The sequence below is a fragment of the Bifidobacterium sp. SO1 genome (genome assembly GCF_018555335.1).
Taxonomy (GTDB): domain Bacteria; phylum Actinomycetota; class Actinomycetes; order Actinomycetales; family Bifidobacteriaceae; genus Bifidobacterium; species Bifidobacterium simiiventris.
On sequence record NZ_JAFEJR010000002.1, the window covers coordinates 293,561 to 308,646 of the forward strand.

Below are 15,086 nucleotides of genomic sequence, written 5' to 3' on the forward strand. Positions count from 1 at the left end.
GTCCAACGTTGCGGCGAGATTGGGGAGCATGGCAAACAAGGCAGGCAAGAACGCGCCGTTCACCATCGTGTTCGGCGGCGACCCGTATCTGAACGGGCAGACGGTGCGCGATCTGCGGCAGCGCGCGCGGCAACGCCGTCCCGATGCGGAGCTGATCGAACTCGACGCCGGCGACGCCGACCGCTACGAGTTCGACGAGGCGGTCGGCCCGTCGCTGCTTTCGGACACGGCGATCGTGACCGTGACCAACCTGCAGAACGCCGACGACAAACTCGCCGACGCGATGATCGCCTACTGCAAGGAGGCATGCGCCGACCCGAAGAACGCCAGCATCGTCATCTGCCAGCACGAAGGCGGCATGAAAGGCAAGCGTGTCGTCGACCAGCTCGAGAAGGCCGGCGCCCGCAAGGAGACCGTGGCCGATCTCAAAAAGGCCGATGCGAAGCTCAATTTCACGATCGGCCGGTTCGAACGCAACCATCGGCGCGTCGACCCGGCCGCGGCCCAGCAGCTCGTCGCCGTGCTCGGCGAGAAAACCGGCGAACTGGCCGCCATGTGCGACCAGCTGTGCTTCGACTTCGACGACGACCCGATTGGTCTGAACCGCGTGAACCAATACCTGACCGCCAACCCGCAGGTCACCGGCTTCGCGGTCGCCGACACGGCCGTCGCCGGGCGCACCGCCGAGGCGATCATCCAGATGCGGTCCGCGGTCGAGCAGGGCACCGACCCGATCGCGCTCATCGGCGCGCTCGCGATGAAGCTGCGTTCGATGGCGAAGGCGTCGGCCGTGCGCTCGGGCGTGATCTCGCAGGCCGAGGCGAAGATGAACCCGTGGGTGCTCAAGAACGCGCAACGCCAGCTCTCCGGATGGACGTCGGACGGCATGAGCCGGTGCATCCGACTGCTCGCATGGGCGGACGAGCAGAGCAAGACGAACGGCGGCGACCCGGTGTATGCGCTCGAACGCTGCCTGACCGCGATCAGCAGGAAGGGAAGGGAATCATGAACGACACGAGTCGAAGCATCACCATCGACGTACCCACCGACGACGACATGCGCGCGCTGGGGGAGCGGGTCGCGCGGCAGGTGCACGGCGGCGACGTGCTGTTGCTGTCTGGTCCGCTCGGCGCGGGCAAGACCACGTTCGCGCAAGGATTCGGCCGGGGGCTGGGCATCGGCGAGCCGATCGTCTCCCCGACGTTCACCATCGCCCGCGAACTGGACGGCCGGTTCCCCGACGGCGCACCGGCGCATCTCGTGCACGTCGACGCATATCGGCTCGGCGGCAGCGCGTACGCTCCCGGTCAGGACGCGATCGGCCGGCTGCTCGACGAATTGGAGTCGCTCGGACTCGACGAGGAACTCGAGGATCCGAGCGCGAACACCGTGATCCTTATGGAGTGGGGCGAGCAGATGGCCGCCGCGCTCGCGCCGCAGCGGCTGGAAATCCACATCGACCGGCCGCTGCGGTCGTCTGGCCATGATCCGGCAGGAGATGGCGACGCGGACGACGAGCTGACCAGCGACGGCACGCGCGTGGTCACGCTGGTGCCGGTCGGCGCACGATGGGATTCGTGGACGATCGACTAACGGATAAGGGATGCGGGACTCCTTGTTGTAGACTCGCTACAGGTTTTTCGGACGCATCGTTCGGGATCAGTCACGATCAAGGAGAGACACGCATGGGCTGCACGCTGGTGATCGACACGTCGTACGGTTCGACCGTAGGTATCGTGGGACGCGAACCGATCGTCGAAACCGACTCGCGCACCCACGTCGAACGACTGCAGGTCAACATCGCGCGGGCGATCGACGACGCGGGGCTTGCGCCGTCCGACATCGAAACGATCGTCGTCGGCATCGGTCCGGCCCCGTTCACCGGCCTACGCGCCGGCATCGTCACGGCCAAGGCCCTCGCGTTCGCGACCGGTGCGAAGCTCGTCGGGCAGAACGTGCTCGAACCGCAGCACGAGATGCTGGCCGCCGTCATGGGCGGGCATGATATGTTCGCCGGCGTCGACTTTCTGGTCGGACTGCCACGGCTCGTGCCGGCCGGCGTGTCAGGGAATCCCGACGATACGGCCGCGCGGACAGGGGACGCCGAACTTGATCGTCACGTCACCCTGTGCGTGAACGACGCGCGACGCAAGCAGCTGTACTTCACGCTCATCCACGGCACGATCAGCATGCCCGATGATGAGGCCGACGGCAGTCGCTGGATCGGCATGGACATCGACTATCCCGAACGGATCGTCGAACGCGTGCATGACGTGATCGACGAGCGTTCTGAACGGGATGGCGTGCGTTACATCGTGGACGTGGCCGGTCACGGCGCGGCCAAATATGCATCCGCGTGGACTGGTCTTGGCGACGCTCTCGGATCGGTCGTCGACGGTTCGATACTGGACGCCGGAACGGACGGCGTGGCGCTGTTCTCGGCGATCGCACTGTCGCGCGAACTGCGCGGTGATAAGAAAGTGCCGGTCGAACCGCTGTACCTGCGCCGACCGGACGCGGAGATCCCCGCGCCGCTCAAGCACGTGCTCAACCATGCCGGCGCGGAAAGGACCGCCTGATGCTCGTATCGTTGGACGAACTCGACCGCGAAACGGCCGTCGCCGCGGTGCGTGCGCTCGAGGTCGAACTGTTCGGCAGCCACGCGTGGAGCGAAACGTCGATACGGCAGGAACTCGACGCACCCGCGCGCACGTACGTGTTCGACGTTGCGGACGAGCGGAAGGGCGGCACGATACAGCCGGACGATGTGCGCGGATTCGCCGGCTACTGGTACGACGGCGACGACGCGGAGATCATGGACGTCGGCGTCGGCAAGGCACACCAGCGGCAGGGGATCGCGGCCGCGATGATGACCTGGCTGATCGGGCGGGCTGGCGAACAGGGCGCACGGCGCATCCTGCTGGAAGTCAGCGTCGTCAACGATCCGGCCATCGCGCTGTACCGCCGATTCGGATTCGAGAACATCGGACTGCGCAAACGGTACTACCAGCCCGAAGGCATCGACGCGCACGTCATGGCACTGGACCTGGAACCGCACGTCGTCGGCTTCCAAAGCGCACACGATGCGGACGCAAGCCATCTTGACACGGAGCATACGGAACGCACGAACCACGAGGAGACGATATGAGCGAACCGATCGTACTGGGCATCGAATCGACCTGCGACGAAACCGCCGCGGCCATCGTACAGGGCCGCACCCTACGCTCCAACGTCGTCGCCTCATCCATGAACGAACACGCGCGATACGGCGGCGTCATCCCCGAAATCGCCTCCCGCGCGCATGCCGAAGCGTTCGTGCCGTGCGTCTCGCAGGCGCTCGCCGACGCCGGGCTGGAACTGTCGGACGTGGACGCGATCGCCGTGTCCGCCGGGCCGGGCCTCGCCGGATGCCTCGCGGTCGGCGTGTCGGGCGCGAAGGCGCTCGCATGGGCGGCCGGCAAGCCGATCTACGGCATCAATCATGTGATCGGGCATATCGCGGTCACGCAACTGCAGTTCGGCGCGTTCCCGCCGGACACGCTTGCGCTCATCGTGTCGGGCGGTCACACGTCGCTGCTGCATGTCGAGGACGTGGCGCGGCGCATCGACGTGGTCGGCACCACGCTCGATGACGCGGCGGGGGAGTGCTTCGACAAGGTGGCGCGGCTGCTCGGCTTCCCGTACCCGGGTGGCCCGCACATCGACCGGCATGCGCAGCACGGCGATCCGAAGGCCATCCGCGTGCCGCAGGGACTGACGCAGGGCAAGGCCGGGGCCGCGCACCCGTACGATTTCAGCTTCTCGGGCGTCAAGACCGCCGTGGCCCGCTGGATCGAGGAACAGCAGGCGGCCGGGCGTGAGATCCCGGTGGACGACGTGTGCGCGTCACTCGCGGATTCGGTGGCGACCGTGCTTGCACGCAAGGCGATGCGTGGATGCGAGCAGTACGGGTCGAAGTCGCTGATCGTGGGCGGCGGATTCTCCGCGAACTCGCAGCTGCGCGCCAAGCTGCTCGAATACGGCGAGCGTTGCGGCGTCGAAGTGCGCATCCCGCAGATCAAGCTGTGCACCGACAACGGCGCGATGGTCGCCATGCTCGGCGTGAATCTGGTCGAGGCCGGCGTGGCCCCGTCCGCGCCCGATTTCGCGATCGACTCGGCCATGCCGCTGACCAAGATCAGCATGTAGCCCGTTGTCGGGCGCGGCGGTCTGCCTTCGCGGGCGCTTTGGCCGGGTGTAGAGGCCGCCCCCCACTGAGACTCGCAAGCCCGACTCTGGCATCCGCCGCCCGGGCTTACGGCCGCTGTCGCACCCCGTACCGGCCGTAAGCCCGGGAATGAGCATCTCGTCGTACCAATGGTTCCACTCTTCCGAGCTCACGGCCGTTCCCGGCTATGAAACCGGCGAACCCAGGAGGGTTGTTGGTTTTGCAGGTTCTCTCCCGGGCTTACGCCCGTTTCGGAGGCGATGGCCGGCCGTATGCCCGGGAGAGAACCGGGGCGATGCCTCCTCCCGGGCATACGGCCGGTTTGAAGACCTGATTCGGCCGTATGCCCGGGGACGATGTTGGCTTGCGGATCCCCTCCCGGGCTTACGCCCGTTTTGTGGACGGGAACCGGCCGTATGCCCGGGAAGTTGACGGAATGTACTGGGTTTAACCCAATGCATGGATAGCAAGAGGCCTCGGAACATGAGTTCCGAGGCCTCAAATAAGCTCCTGCGGCTGGGCTTGAACCAGCGACCGTCCGATATACAGTCGGAATCTGACGAAATCGGCTTCTACAAGGCAGCAAACGGCGAGAGTCAGGATGAAGACACTAGGACGGTATGGTTCACCGTATCGAGTCGGTTCGTCACGATGCTGTACGCGATCTGGGGTTTGAGTCTTTCATCGTCGTGCGCATGCTGCGCCGAACACGAGTGACCGGCCTGGAATAGCATTGCTTCCGGGAGGTGATGGGGTTACATCACCTCCCTTTTTCTATGCGAAGGAGCATGCGAATGAATTACTGGAGTACCCGCCGAAACTGCGCACACGTCGAACCTCGCGACGACTGGCAAGAACCTCTTGAGCAATGGATCGAATGGCAGCGGGCACTGGGCCGATCCAAGGAGACGATGCGCACGCGCTGGTACCAGATAAACCGGTTCTCCAGAAAGGTCGATAAACCGGTAGCCGACGTGACCGGCGACGATCTGATCTTCTACATCGCCGATATGGGCACCGAAGGACGGCGTGGCATGCGCAGCTGCATCAAGAGCTTCTACGATTGGGCCGTGCAGCACGGGATCGCGTCACGCAACCCGGCAGACGAAGTGCCGACCATGCCCATGTCGCTGCCGTCCGGCCAGATATGCCCCGAGGACCACATCGAACAGGGCATCGCCAGTCCCGAGGAAGACACGAGGCTCGCCGTCATGCTCGGCGCGTTCTGCGGCCTACGCAGAGCCGAGATGACCCGGATCAATCTCATGAGCGACCTACAGGAAACCCCGAACGGACTGCTGCTGCTCATCCACGGCAAAGGCAACAAGGAACGCACCATGCCGGTCCCCGCACGTCTGGCGGCCGTGCTGCGCAAACGCGAAGGCATGTGGCTGTTCCCCGGAACCGTAGGCGGCCACTGCGGCGTCGATTACGTCGCAAAACGCATCAAACGAGCCACCGGCTACCCCTCGCACAGTCTCCGTCGAAGGTTCGCGACCGTCTCCTACTACCGCAACGGCTGCAACATCGTCCTCGTAAGCCGCATGCTCGGCCACGCCAACATCGCCACCACCATGCGCTACATCGGACTCGTACAGGACGAGATGCGCAACGCGGTCGAATCAGCAACCAGAACAGACCTCATCATCACCAGACCCGCCAACCCGATCGTCGGCACGGATATCGTCGCCTACGACATCAACACGGCAAGAATCGGCATGACACACCTATCAACGGCAGAACGCGAATAGTGCATTAACACACCATTCGCGTAAGGCAAATGAGAAAATAAGCCGCTTGCAGCGGGGGCAAATTGATTAAAAAGCAACTTTTGCCCCCGGAAAAGGACATGACGTGTCGTCGCGTCCGCGAGAACACTATTGCGGCGACTTCGGCCAATCAAATACTGATATGCCAAGACGGCTACCGCTCATCATGGATGTACGCGGGCTGGACGTCGATATACGAGCCGACTTCAGACTGCCGCCGCTGCTCGCGTTCCCACGCGAGACGTTCCCGCACCCGCTGCTCATACTCGCGTTCCTGCTCCAACCGCTGCATCTCCATCGCTCGACGCTCGGCACGCGTCGGACGGTCAAGAAACCACTGAGTCAGCAATATCAAGAACACGCACGCAGCGATTGTTCCCACACTGCCCCAAAACACCGGAGCGAAATCGCTTTTCGTGTGGTCATAACCGAACCACGCCAGAAGAGCAAGGATAAGGGCGAGGCCGCCGACCACGGAAGCGATCCTGTTCAGCAGCCACGCGATCGTACGCAACGGATGCGTGATCAGGCCGACGGCCAAGGCCAGCACCGCCAGCGCGACGGCGATCAGCGCCATGACGATCATGAACACAAGCTCGAAAGCGAGAAACACGGGCATGACAACTCCTTCGTCCCATAACTTCTCTGTTGTCCATCAATACTAACCGGACAACACTACAACTCTACGTGAATAGTGTGTTTATACACAATTCGCGTACACTGGTGAACATGAGACAAGCTGAAGCGATCAGAATTCTCGACTACTGGGACCGGCGTCGGCATTACGTGTACAAGAAGACCGACCTGCGAAAGCTGTTCAAGGAACCCGAGGAGACGTTCAACGACACCCTCGACCGTCTCGTGAAGGCCGGCATCCTCGAACGGCCCGCCCGCAACGTCTACGTCTACCCGCTGGGCAAACGCTACGGCGACACGCTCGATCTGATCGCCCGCACGCTGCGACGCGGCGAACTCACCTATGAGAGCCTGGAAAGCGCATTGAGCATGTACGGTGTCATCAGCCAGATTCCCGTCGACCGCCGCACCTATTCCACCACCGGCCGATCCGGCGAATACGTCACCCGGTACGGCGTCATCGAATTCACCCACACCAGCCTGCAACCATCGCAGTTCCTCGGCGAGCTGCGATATCCCGAAGGCCGCGACCTGCCGGTCGCATCAAAGGCGCTGGCATGGCGCAACCTCAAAGCAACACGACGCAACCTCCACCTCGTCGACATGGAAGCGATGGACGACCCGGATGCATGAAGACATTAGAGGGTGAATTCTTGTTGACCCGGAAACGGGTATACGTATATAATTAAATATATATACGTACAGTGATGGGAAAGGCGTCGACATGAGCAAGCTCACCCTCAGCATCGATGAACAAGTCATCGAGAACGGCAAGAAATACGCGCGCAAACAAGGACGCACGCTGTCTTCCATCGTGGAGGACTACCTGCAAACATTGGGCAGCGAAACAAGCGGGGCGAACCTTTCATCGCCGGTGCGCGCCCTTATGGGCATCGGCAGCGGTCCGGCCGACGAGAACGACTACAAGCGTCACCTTCTGGAGAGGAACCGATGACACGGCTGTTGATCGACACGAACGTGTTCCTCGACGTGATCCTGGAGCGCGGGACGCTGTGCGAATCGTCAGCGCCCGTTCTCGACCTATGGTCCCGCCCCGGCTATGAACTGCTCATGCCGGCGCACTCGGCCGCGACCATAGCCTATATCGTCGAATCGAACAAGGGACGTGACAAGGCAAGGCAGGCGTTGTCGCTGTGCCTCGGCATCGCTCATGTGGCGGCCTTGGACGAGACCGCCATCCTGCGCGGACTATCCTACGATTTCAAGGACACCGAGGACTCCTTCATCGCGGCGATCGCCGAACGCGAACAGGCGGACGCCATCATCACGAACAACGTGAAGGACTTCACCCTTTCGCCGGTGCCCGCAGTCACGCCGGCCGAATACCTCGCCCGCCTCGCAGCAGAATGACCGTCCATCCAAAAGGAATCGAAACCGATGAAGATCATAAATTTCGAGAGCAGCCCCCTGTCCTACCGGTATTACGGCGGTGACGCCGGACGAAAGGTCGGAGTCGTGTACGACGGAGCCGACTGGATGCTGAAATATCCAGGACCCACGCGCAACATGCAAGGATCGGTGCCCTCATACACTTCGGCACCGCTTTCCGAATACCTCGGATCACATGTCTATGAGATGCTGGGCATTCCCGTACACGAAACGACGCTCGGCATCCGCGATGCCCGAATCGTATGCGCATGCCGTGATTTCGTAGCGGACGGCACCCGTCTGGTCGAATTCCGCGATCTGAAAAACTCCCTTTCGGACGACGAACCCGGCTTCTCCGACGCCCCATCCTCCGGCCGCAGCGTCATCCTCGCAGACGTACGAGCCGCCATCAACCGGCACCCGCTGCTGCATGAAATACAAGGAGTCAACGAACGATTCTGGGACATGTTCGTAGTCGACGCGTTCATTCGCAACATCGACCGGAACAACACCAACTGGGGCGTGCTCACAGGCAACGGGCAGCCGCGACTCGCGCCGGTCTATGACAATGGCAGCAGCTTCTTCAACAAGCGCACGCCACGCGCCATAGCGGAGCACCTACATGATCCCGACCTGCTGCGGCGAGACGTGCTCGACGTGCGATCCTGCTACCTCAACGATGCAGGGCGGCCCATCGCACCTCTGAAGTACATAAGCTCCTTGCAAGACGACGACTGCAACCAGGCGCTGGATCGGTTCATGGCCGCATTCGACCCGCACAAGTTCGATGAACTGCTCGACTCGATCCCGGAACAATCGCTCGGCATAACCATCTGCACCGACGAATACCGCGAATACCACCGACAAGTCATCCACCAACGGTACGAAAGCGTATTCGTCCCCGCGTTCGAGAAGATGCGCTCACAACGCAGCGCAGAACCGCAAGAACCTCAGCAAGCTCGCGGTGGGCAGAAAGTCCGAGTGCTTTCCTCCATCAAAGAACGAGCCGAACGCCGCGCGCAAACATCTCAGACCGCCGATCAGAAAACCAGAGGACCGCGTAGCGCAATCCGCTAATCCAAAGGCGCGAGAAACGAAACGGGATAATGCGCAGCATCATCCCGTTTCCATATGAAGAAGACCGAAGCGAACGTGATATCAACTTGCCGATTCAGTCATCTCGGCAAGTTTCCGGGTCGCTTCCCAGTCGCGAAGGAACGCACGCATCGATGATGATAGTTCATCGGCGATACGGGATGGAGCAGCATCCTTAAGACGAATGTAGACATTAAGAGCCTGACCCAACGCGGCAACCTTGTCGTCTTCATCGAAACACATGTTAAGCTCACGCTCAATCATTCGTCCAACCTCGAAAAGACGTCTATCGTGCGCCTTGCGCAAGCGTGTGCGCTGACGTGCGAGGATCTGCTGTCGTCGAGCTTTTAATCGTGTCTCTTTTTCCTGAAGACGTTCTAGCTGTCCCGATAGTTTCTCAATTTCCGAACTCGTCATTTAACCCGAATATCCCTTCAGTACTGCGGCTGCGAGGCATACGAATAAGAAGCCGGCGAATCGTCGGAACGATTCGTCAAAAGACCAGATGCATCTTCGGGAACCACAGCATCGACTGATTCATCAACGGACTGTCCGTCCGTCGAATCGTCTTTCTTTCCCTGACGCTCCTTGCGACTCTTCGGCGGCCATACGGCGGCTTTCTCTCGCGAGGTCATCTGCAACGCCTCGGCGATGTACGAGCGGCTGATCGATTGTTCCTTCTCCAGCGTGGCGGCAGCGGTACGGAACTCATCGATCGCATACCGCATATCGTCCAACTGCACACCCAATTCCGCCAACGCGGCACGCCGTTGCTTCAACGCCTCGAACTCGGCTTCAAGCGCATCCGCAGCGAGCTGACGCATCACCTTGTTACGTTCCCTAGGCTTCGACATGATCGGTCCTCCTGTCCAAAAACTCGTATCGACAGAAGCACCATAACCAGCGGCAACACAGGTTTTGGACGGACATTATCGAAAGCAGCCAAGCTAACGGCGGAGCAAGCGAACGTGTTCTGTGTCCGTCCAAAAAACGCGGGTCTGGAACGAATCTGGAATGGAACAGCATAGGAAGATTCGTGCAGAAGGAGACTCGCAATGAGACTCGTGATCGCGGAGAAAAGATCGGTCGCCCTAGCCATTTCGCAGGCGCTCGACCCGAACCCGCAACAGTCGGACGACTACATCCAGGCAGACGGAAACCTTGTCTCGTGGGCGCAGGGCCACTTGGTCGATCTGACCGAACCCGACGGGTACGAACAATGGTCGGACCCGCATTGGTCAATGGACCAACTGCCCATCATCCCGCAGCAGTGGAAGTGGAAGATTAGAAGCGAAAAAGGAGCCGGCAGCCGCTACCGTACGCTCGTTTCTCTCATGCGCCGACCGGATGTCGACACGCTCGTCAACGCGTGCGATCCCGACCGTGAGGGCGAGGGAATCTTCCACCGCATCGTCGCCCATTCCGGCATCCACAAGCCCGCATTACGCCTATGGGTCGCCAGTCTGGATGAACGCGCGATCCGCAGCGCGTGGCAGGGCATGAAGCCAATTCACGACTATCAGGGACTGGCCGCCGCATCCGACGCGCGGGCCAAGTCCGACTGGCTGATCGGCATGAACGCGACACGTGCCTACACACTCACATACCGCCAACGATTGAACGTCGGACGCGTGCAAACGCCCACGCTCGCGATGATCGTCGCGCGCGACGAACAGATCGCCGGCCACAAGCCGACATTGTTCTGGACCGTGATCGCGGACATGGGCGGATGGCATCTCACCAGTCCCAGGATCGACAGCCAGGCCGTCGCGGAAAACCTGTGTGCCGAAGCCGAAAACGGCGTCTTCCGCATCCTCAAGACGGAACGAAAGACCGTGCACGACAAGCCGCCACGACTGTACGATCTGACCTCGTTGCAGAAGGACATGAGCCGTCTTCACGGCATGACCGCAGCAGCCACACTCGCCGCGCTACAGCACTTGTATGAACTGAAGCTCGCGACCTATCCGCGCACGGACAGCCAGTACATCACCGGCGACGACCTGCCCATGCTGCAACAGCTGACCGGCTCGCAGCGACTCGTGCAAGGCTTCGTGGACCGGCACACGCTCACGCCCGCGCCCCGGCTTGAGCTGACCGTCAACGACGGCAAGGTCGCCGGGCACACGGCGATACTGCCCACGTTGCAACTCGACGGCAGCAAACTCGCCGGCCTGACCGACGGCGAACGCCATGTGGCCGTGCGAATCGTGCGCCGCATGTGGGAGGCGATCGGCGACGACCACACGCATCTCGTCACCACCGTGGAAGCGCAACTCGACGGCGACGACGACATGATCTGGACCAGCAGATCGGACGAAACGATCACGCCGGGATGGAAGGGCATCAGCCCCGAGCCGGCAGCCGCAACGGAAGAAAACAACGATGAAACCGACCCTGTGCGTTCGGTCATCCCGGCGAATCTCACCGACGGCATCGCCACCAGACCGATCGGTCCCGTGACCGTCAAGCAGGGAGAGACGAAACCGCCGAAACCATACACCGAAGCCACCTTGCTGTCCGCGATGGAACACGCCAGCCGAACGCTCGAAGACAAAGACCTCAAGCACGCCCTGGACGACGACGCGTTGCATTCCGGAGGCATCGGCACGCCGGCCACGCGAGCGGGCATCATCGAACAACTCGTGTCCGGCCGTTACGTCGAACGCAAGGGCAAGCAGCTGCGATCCACCGACAAGGGACGGCTGCTCATCTCGGTCGTCGCGCCGGAACTCAAGGACGTTGCGCTGACCGCCCGATGGGAACAGACCCTTACCGACCTCGCGGAGTCCCGCGACAATATCGACGGTATCGAACGGGACTTTCTCGCACAGGTCGCGTCGTTGTGCGAAGCAATTCCCGAAAAAGCCGAAGCATCACTCGCACACGTCCCACGTCCCGCGCAGACGGACAAGGAATCGTTCGGAGTATGCCCGCGATGCGGTAAACCGGTCATCAAGACCGGCAGCCTATGGCAGTGCTCATCGAACAAAAGCGAGAAGACCGCAGACGGCGAATGGAAACAGACCGAGGGTTGCGGCTTCAAGATTTTCGGCACGCTCAGCGGCAAGAAACTCACCGACGCAACCATCCGCAAACTGCTCGCCGGCAAACAGACGCGAGTATCCGGCTTCGTCAGCAAACGAACAGGAAAGGGCTTCGACGCGATCCTCGCGATCGATCCCGAACGCGGCGTACGCATGCAATTCGACCGATGAAAGGAACCGACACCATGACCAGCGAAAACGAACTGTGGGAACCCGCAAAAGACGTCAAGAACTTCTTCCCGCCCGACTTCTGGGAAACCATGAACGACGGCCCCGTCGTCAAGCCGAAGATCAACAACAACCAGTCGAACTCGGAGCGGAACGAGGAGGATAAGACCGCCAAGAAGCTGTCGTTCTTCCGTCGCGGCTAGTCCAACTCTGTTGGGATAAGAGTCGTGCCCTCTTGCAGGGTGCGACTCATTTCCCGTCCCATGCGATCCCATTTAATCTTGAAAGCGATCTGCGCACCGCGATCGAAGGGACGTACCTCATCCCGTTCGTCCATCATCACACGGCGTCGTTCCGCCCACAGTTGCGCCGAACGATCGTCGCCATGTCTGCGTGCCCCGTTCTCCAACGCGACCATGTATCCACCGGCCTGAGTGCCGGATTCATAGAAGATGTCATAGAGCACAGTATCGCTCACATCAGCCAGAGTGAGCCTCTGCGCATCGAGATACGCGATGTCGACTTCCGCCGGCGCGGCCGGCGTCGAGGTGCCGTTGGCAAGCGTTCCGGAATCCTTCGTGATAGCAGGCATACCGTCCTCCAATCCTTTTTGAGAGATGCTACGCGAACAGGGTCACTGAGCAGATCGTATGAAGAAAGTCAAAGTCGCGCAACAAGACATATGAACCACGCCGTGACCGACTCCATTCCTCGATGCATAACGAAAATGTCCGGCCGAAGAACGCAGCGAAAACGATGAAATGGAGATAACGAAAACGACCCACCCCACAGGGGCGGGAATGTCGTAGCAAGCATAGCCGGTGTACGTACACCGGCGCGACGCCCACATGGGCGTCGAAACGAACGGCGGGACACCCGCACCCGATAAGGAAGGACGAACGACAGTGGCATGGAAAGGCAACCGATCACGCCGAATCAGAAAGTCCGTGACATTCAGCGAGAGCGAGTGGCGGTGGGTCGATGATTCGCGCAAGGTCGAGAACCGTATGCGCGTCGAGGCTGGGTTGCCGACGATCGGCTGGATGGCGTGGGCGCGGCGGCGCATCATGACCGCGCAGGCCGTCGAGGTGCATGTGCCGGCGAACATCAACGCGGTATCGGCTCAGCTTGCTCGCATCGGCAACAATGTTAACCAGATCGCGCACGCGGTCAACATCAGGCAGCGGGCCGACCATGACGATCTCATGCAGGTGCAGCAGCAGCTCGAACGGATCGAGGGCATCGTGGCCGGCATGGCGCGCAACGCGACCGACGAGTCGGAGGGACTGCCGTGGCGTACGTGAAGGTCGGACAGATCAAGGTCACGCTGGACAAGGCTGTCGCCTACATCACGAACCCCGGCAAGACGATGGACTACCGGCTCGTATCCACGAACACCGGCAACGAGGTAAACGACTCGAAGGGCATCGCCGAAACGTTCATCCGCAATATCGAACACACCAAAGGAGGCGCGAAAAGGAACAGCGCGGTGCTTGCACACCACATCATCCAATCGTTCTCGCCCGACGACGAACTGACGCCCGAGGAAGCGCACAGTCTCGGCGTGAGGTTCGTGCGCGAGCTGACCGGCGGATGCCATGACTACGTGATCGCCACGCACGTCGACAAAGGACATCTGCACAACCACATCCTTGTATGCCCGACGAACAACCTGACGCACCGCAACATGCGCGTGCAACGCAACACGCTCGCGTATTGGCGTGGGATCAGCGACCAACTGTGCCGGGAAAACGGATTGAACGTCATCGACCAGCGCCGCGCACGACCAGCACCGCAACTGAACGAACTGTATCTGACCGCCAAGGGCGTCAGTCGCAAGGACAATCTCCGCGCGATCATCGACCAAGCGTGCGCGAAGGCGATGACGTTCGACCGTTTCATCGAGAAGATGAACGACTATGGGATCGAGGTCACGGTACGTGGCCGGCATCTCACGTTCACTGAGATCGAGACCGGACGCAAGATGCGAGACGACAAGCTGGGAGTGAACTACAACGAACTGTCGATCATGAGCAAGCTCGACCGGCACACGCTCAACGTCGTCTCGTTCAACCAGGCGATGATCGCGGAACGCGGCGGCGGCAAGATCAAGGTCTGGCTGCCGAACACGCAACGGCAACTGCTGCTGACGATACCCGTTGACCGTCTCGTACGTGACGGCAAGACGTGGAGAGCCTACCTTCCCGACGACGCCAAACAGGTACTCACCGATCCGAACGGCATGAACGTGAAGACCATTCCGTGCGACGACCTCTATCAATGGTTCTCACGTCCGGGAATTCGCATCGCCGACTACGTGCAGCGCCACATCGATTCCGCGGCGCACCGCAGCCTGCACGGCCGTCTGAAGGAAGAAGCGATCGCATGCGACCGGCTCGCGGAAAGCCTGGACGAGCTGCACGCGCTCGGCCAGGTGCTCGACGCCGGCACGACGCGCATGGACATGATCGATGACCTCACTGTGAAAGTCGGACAAGGAGCGGCGAGAATGCAATCGCTCATCGTCGCCATCGCCGACGCCGCCGACCGCAACGACACCGTGACCGTCAGCCAACTCGAAACCCAACTCGATGAAGAGCGTGCAGCCACGGACCGCGACGCAAGAGACGTGCTCGCGCTGCAACGCATCCTCGAACGCGACCAGCAGAAGAACGACGACGAACAACAACGCAAACGTCGGGAAAACGTCCGTCCAAAACCGCGCAGAAACGCGGGAAGGTGAAATCGAGGCCGCCTATCGGCCGGCCTCTTTCA

The 15,086-nt window shown here is 61.3% G+C and carries 18 protein-coding genes; 14 read left to right on the forward strand and 4 right to left on the reverse strand.

Translation table 11 applies throughout. The annotated features are described in order from the left end of the window. The first annotated feature begins 28 nt into the window (after positions 1 to 28). The 6 genes from holA (at position 29) to JS541_RS03330 (ending at position 5,958) form a co-directional block, all read left to right on the forward strand. Entirely contained in the window at positions 29 to 1,009 is a 981-nt protein-coding gene (holA, locus tag JS541_RS03305) for a DNA polymerase III subunit delta (RefSeq protein WP_214373056.1), read from the forward strand. After that, the gene (tsaE, locus tag JS541_RS03310) at positions 1,006 to 1,593 is read left to right on the forward strand and encodes a tRNA (adenosine(37)-N6)-threonylcarbamoyltransferase complex ATPase subunit type 1 TsaE (RefSeq protein WP_214373057.1); all 588 of its coding nucleotides are present in this window, start codon (positions 1,006 to 1,008) and stop codon (positions 1,591 to 1,593) included. The genes holA and tsaE overlap by 4 nt, the downstream gene beginning before the upstream one ends. Before the next feature lie 92 nt (positions 1,594 to 1,685). Next, positions 1,686 to 2,579, forward strand: coding sequence for a tRNA (adenosine(37)-N6)-threonylcarbamoyltransferase complex dimerization subunit type 1 TsaB (gene tsaB / locus JS541_RS03315; RefSeq protein ID WP_214373058.1), 894 nt, complete (start codon positions 1,686 to 1,688; stop codon positions 2,577 to 2,579). Further along, the gene (gene rimI / locus JS541_RS03320) at positions 2,579 to 3,148 is read left to right on the forward strand and encodes a ribosomal protein S18-alanine N-acetyltransferase (protein ID WP_214373059.1); all 570 of its coding nucleotides are present in this window, start codon (positions 2,579 to 2,581) and stop codon (positions 3,146 to 3,148) included. Before tsaB ends, rimI begins: the two co-directional genes overlap by 1 nt. Next, a complete protein-coding gene (tsaD, locus tag JS541_RS03325) occupies positions 3,145 to 4,188 on the forward strand; it encodes a tRNA (adenosine(37)-N6)-threonylcarbamoyltransferase complex transferase subunit TsaD (RefSeq protein ID WP_214373060.1) in 1,044 nt (347 codons plus the stop codon). Before rimI ends, tsaD begins: the two co-directional genes overlap by 4 nt. Positions 4,189 to 5,001: 813 nt before the next feature. Continuing rightward, positions 5,002 to 5,958, forward strand: a complete 957-nt coding sequence (locus JS541_RS03330) for a tyrosine-type recombinase/integrase (protein ID WP_214373061.1) — start codon at positions 5,002 to 5,004, stop codon at positions 5,956 to 5,958. 172 nt (positions 5,959 to 6,130) lie between these two features. On the opposite strand, the gene JS541_RS03335 is transcribed toward JS541_RS03330, so the two are convergent. Then, the gene (locus JS541_RS03335) at positions 6,131 to 6,595 is read right to left on the reverse strand and encodes a hypothetical protein (protein ID WP_214373062.1); all 465 of its coding nucleotides are present in this window, start codon (positions 6,593 to 6,595) and stop codon (positions 6,131 to 6,133) included. A gap of 110 nt (positions 6,596 to 6,705) precedes the next feature. Here JS541_RS03335 and JS541_RS03340 point away from each other — a divergent pair, with 110 nt between their 5' ends. The 4 genes from JS541_RS03340 to JS541_RS03355 all read left to right on the forward strand — a co-directional run bounded on the left by JS541_RS03340 (position 6,706) and on the right by JS541_RS03355 (position 9,078). After that, the gene (locus JS541_RS03340) at positions 6,706 to 7,245 is read left to right on the forward strand and encodes a hypothetical protein (protein WP_214373063.1); all 540 of its coding nucleotides are present in this window, start codon (positions 6,706 to 6,708) and stop codon (positions 7,243 to 7,245) included. A 91-nt stretch (positions 7,246 to 7,336) separates the two neighbouring features. Beyond that, entirely contained in the window at positions 7,337 to 7,567 is a 231-nt protein-coding gene (locus tag JS541_RS03345; RefSeq protein WP_214373064.1) for a DUF6364 family protein, read from the forward strand. Beyond that, positions 7,564 to 7,983 (forward strand): PIN domain-containing protein, encoded by a 420-nt coding sequence (locus tag JS541_RS03350; protein ID WP_214373065.1) that lies wholly within the window; start codon positions 7,564 to 7,566, stop codon positions 7,981 to 7,983. Before JS541_RS03345 ends, JS541_RS03350 begins: the two co-directional genes overlap by 4 nt. A 27-nt stretch (positions 7,984 to 8,010) precedes the next feature. Next, the gene (locus JS541_RS03355) at positions 8,011 to 9,078 is read left to right on the forward strand and encodes a hypothetical protein (protein ID WP_214373066.1); all 1,068 of its coding nucleotides are present in this window, start codon (positions 8,011 to 8,013) and stop codon (positions 9,076 to 9,078) included. Positions 9,079 to 9,159: 81 nt separating this feature from the next. On the opposite strand, the gene JS541_RS03360 is transcribed toward JS541_RS03355, so the two are convergent. Next, positions 9,160 to 9,513: a hypothetical protein gene (locus JS541_RS03360; RefSeq protein WP_214373067.1), complete on the reverse strand. Its 354-nt coding sequence runs from the start codon at positions 9,511 to 9,513 to the stop codon at positions 9,160 to 9,162. A gap of 17 nt (positions 9,514 to 9,530) precedes the next feature. Further along, positions 9,531 to 9,950, reverse strand: a complete 420-nt coding sequence (locus JS541_RS03365; RefSeq protein WP_214373068.1) for a hypothetical protein — start codon at positions 9,948 to 9,950, stop codon at positions 9,531 to 9,533. Positions 9,951 to 10,151: 201 nt separating this feature from the next. On the opposite strand from JS541_RS03365, the gene JS541_RS03370 reads away from it, so the two are divergent. Next, positions 10,152 to 12,314: a type IA DNA topoisomerase gene (locus JS541_RS03370; RefSeq protein ID WP_214373069.1), complete on the forward strand. Its 2,163-nt coding sequence runs from the start codon at positions 10,152 to 10,154 to the stop codon at positions 12,312 to 12,314. A 14-nt stretch (positions 12,315 to 12,328) separates the two neighbouring features. Beyond that, the gene (locus tag JS541_RS03375) at positions 12,329 to 12,514 is read left to right on the forward strand and encodes a hypothetical protein (protein ID WP_214373070.1); all 186 of its coding nucleotides are present in this window, start codon (positions 12,329 to 12,331) and stop codon (positions 12,512 to 12,514) included. On the opposite strand, the gene JS541_RS03380 is transcribed toward JS541_RS03375, so the two are convergent. Beyond that, positions 12,511 to 12,903, reverse strand: coding sequence for a hypothetical protein (locus JS541_RS03380; protein ID WP_214373071.1), 393 nt, complete (start codon positions 12,901 to 12,903; stop codon positions 12,511 to 12,513). The genes JS541_RS03375 and JS541_RS03380 overlap by 4 nt on opposite strands. Positions 12,904 to 13,258: 355 nt before the next feature. On the opposite strand from JS541_RS03380, the gene JS541_RS03385 reads away from it, so the two are divergent. Together JS541_RS03385 and JS541_RS03390 are read left to right on the forward strand one after the other, a co-directional pair. Beyond that, on the forward strand, positions 13,259 to 13,615 hold the full coding sequence (locus JS541_RS03385; protein ID WP_346428276.1) for a MobC family plasmid mobilization relaxosome protein: 357 nt from the start codon (positions 13,259 to 13,261) through the stop codon (positions 13,613 to 13,615). After that, the gene (locus tag JS541_RS03390; RefSeq protein WP_214373073.1) at positions 13,603 to 15,054 is read left to right on the forward strand and encodes a relaxase/mobilization nuclease domain-containing protein; all 1,452 of its coding nucleotides are present in this window, start codon (positions 13,603 to 13,605) and stop codon (positions 15,052 to 15,054) included. Before JS541_RS03385 ends, JS541_RS03390 begins: the two co-directional genes overlap by 13 nt. The last annotated feature ends 32 nt before the right edge of the window (positions 15,055 to 15,086 follow it).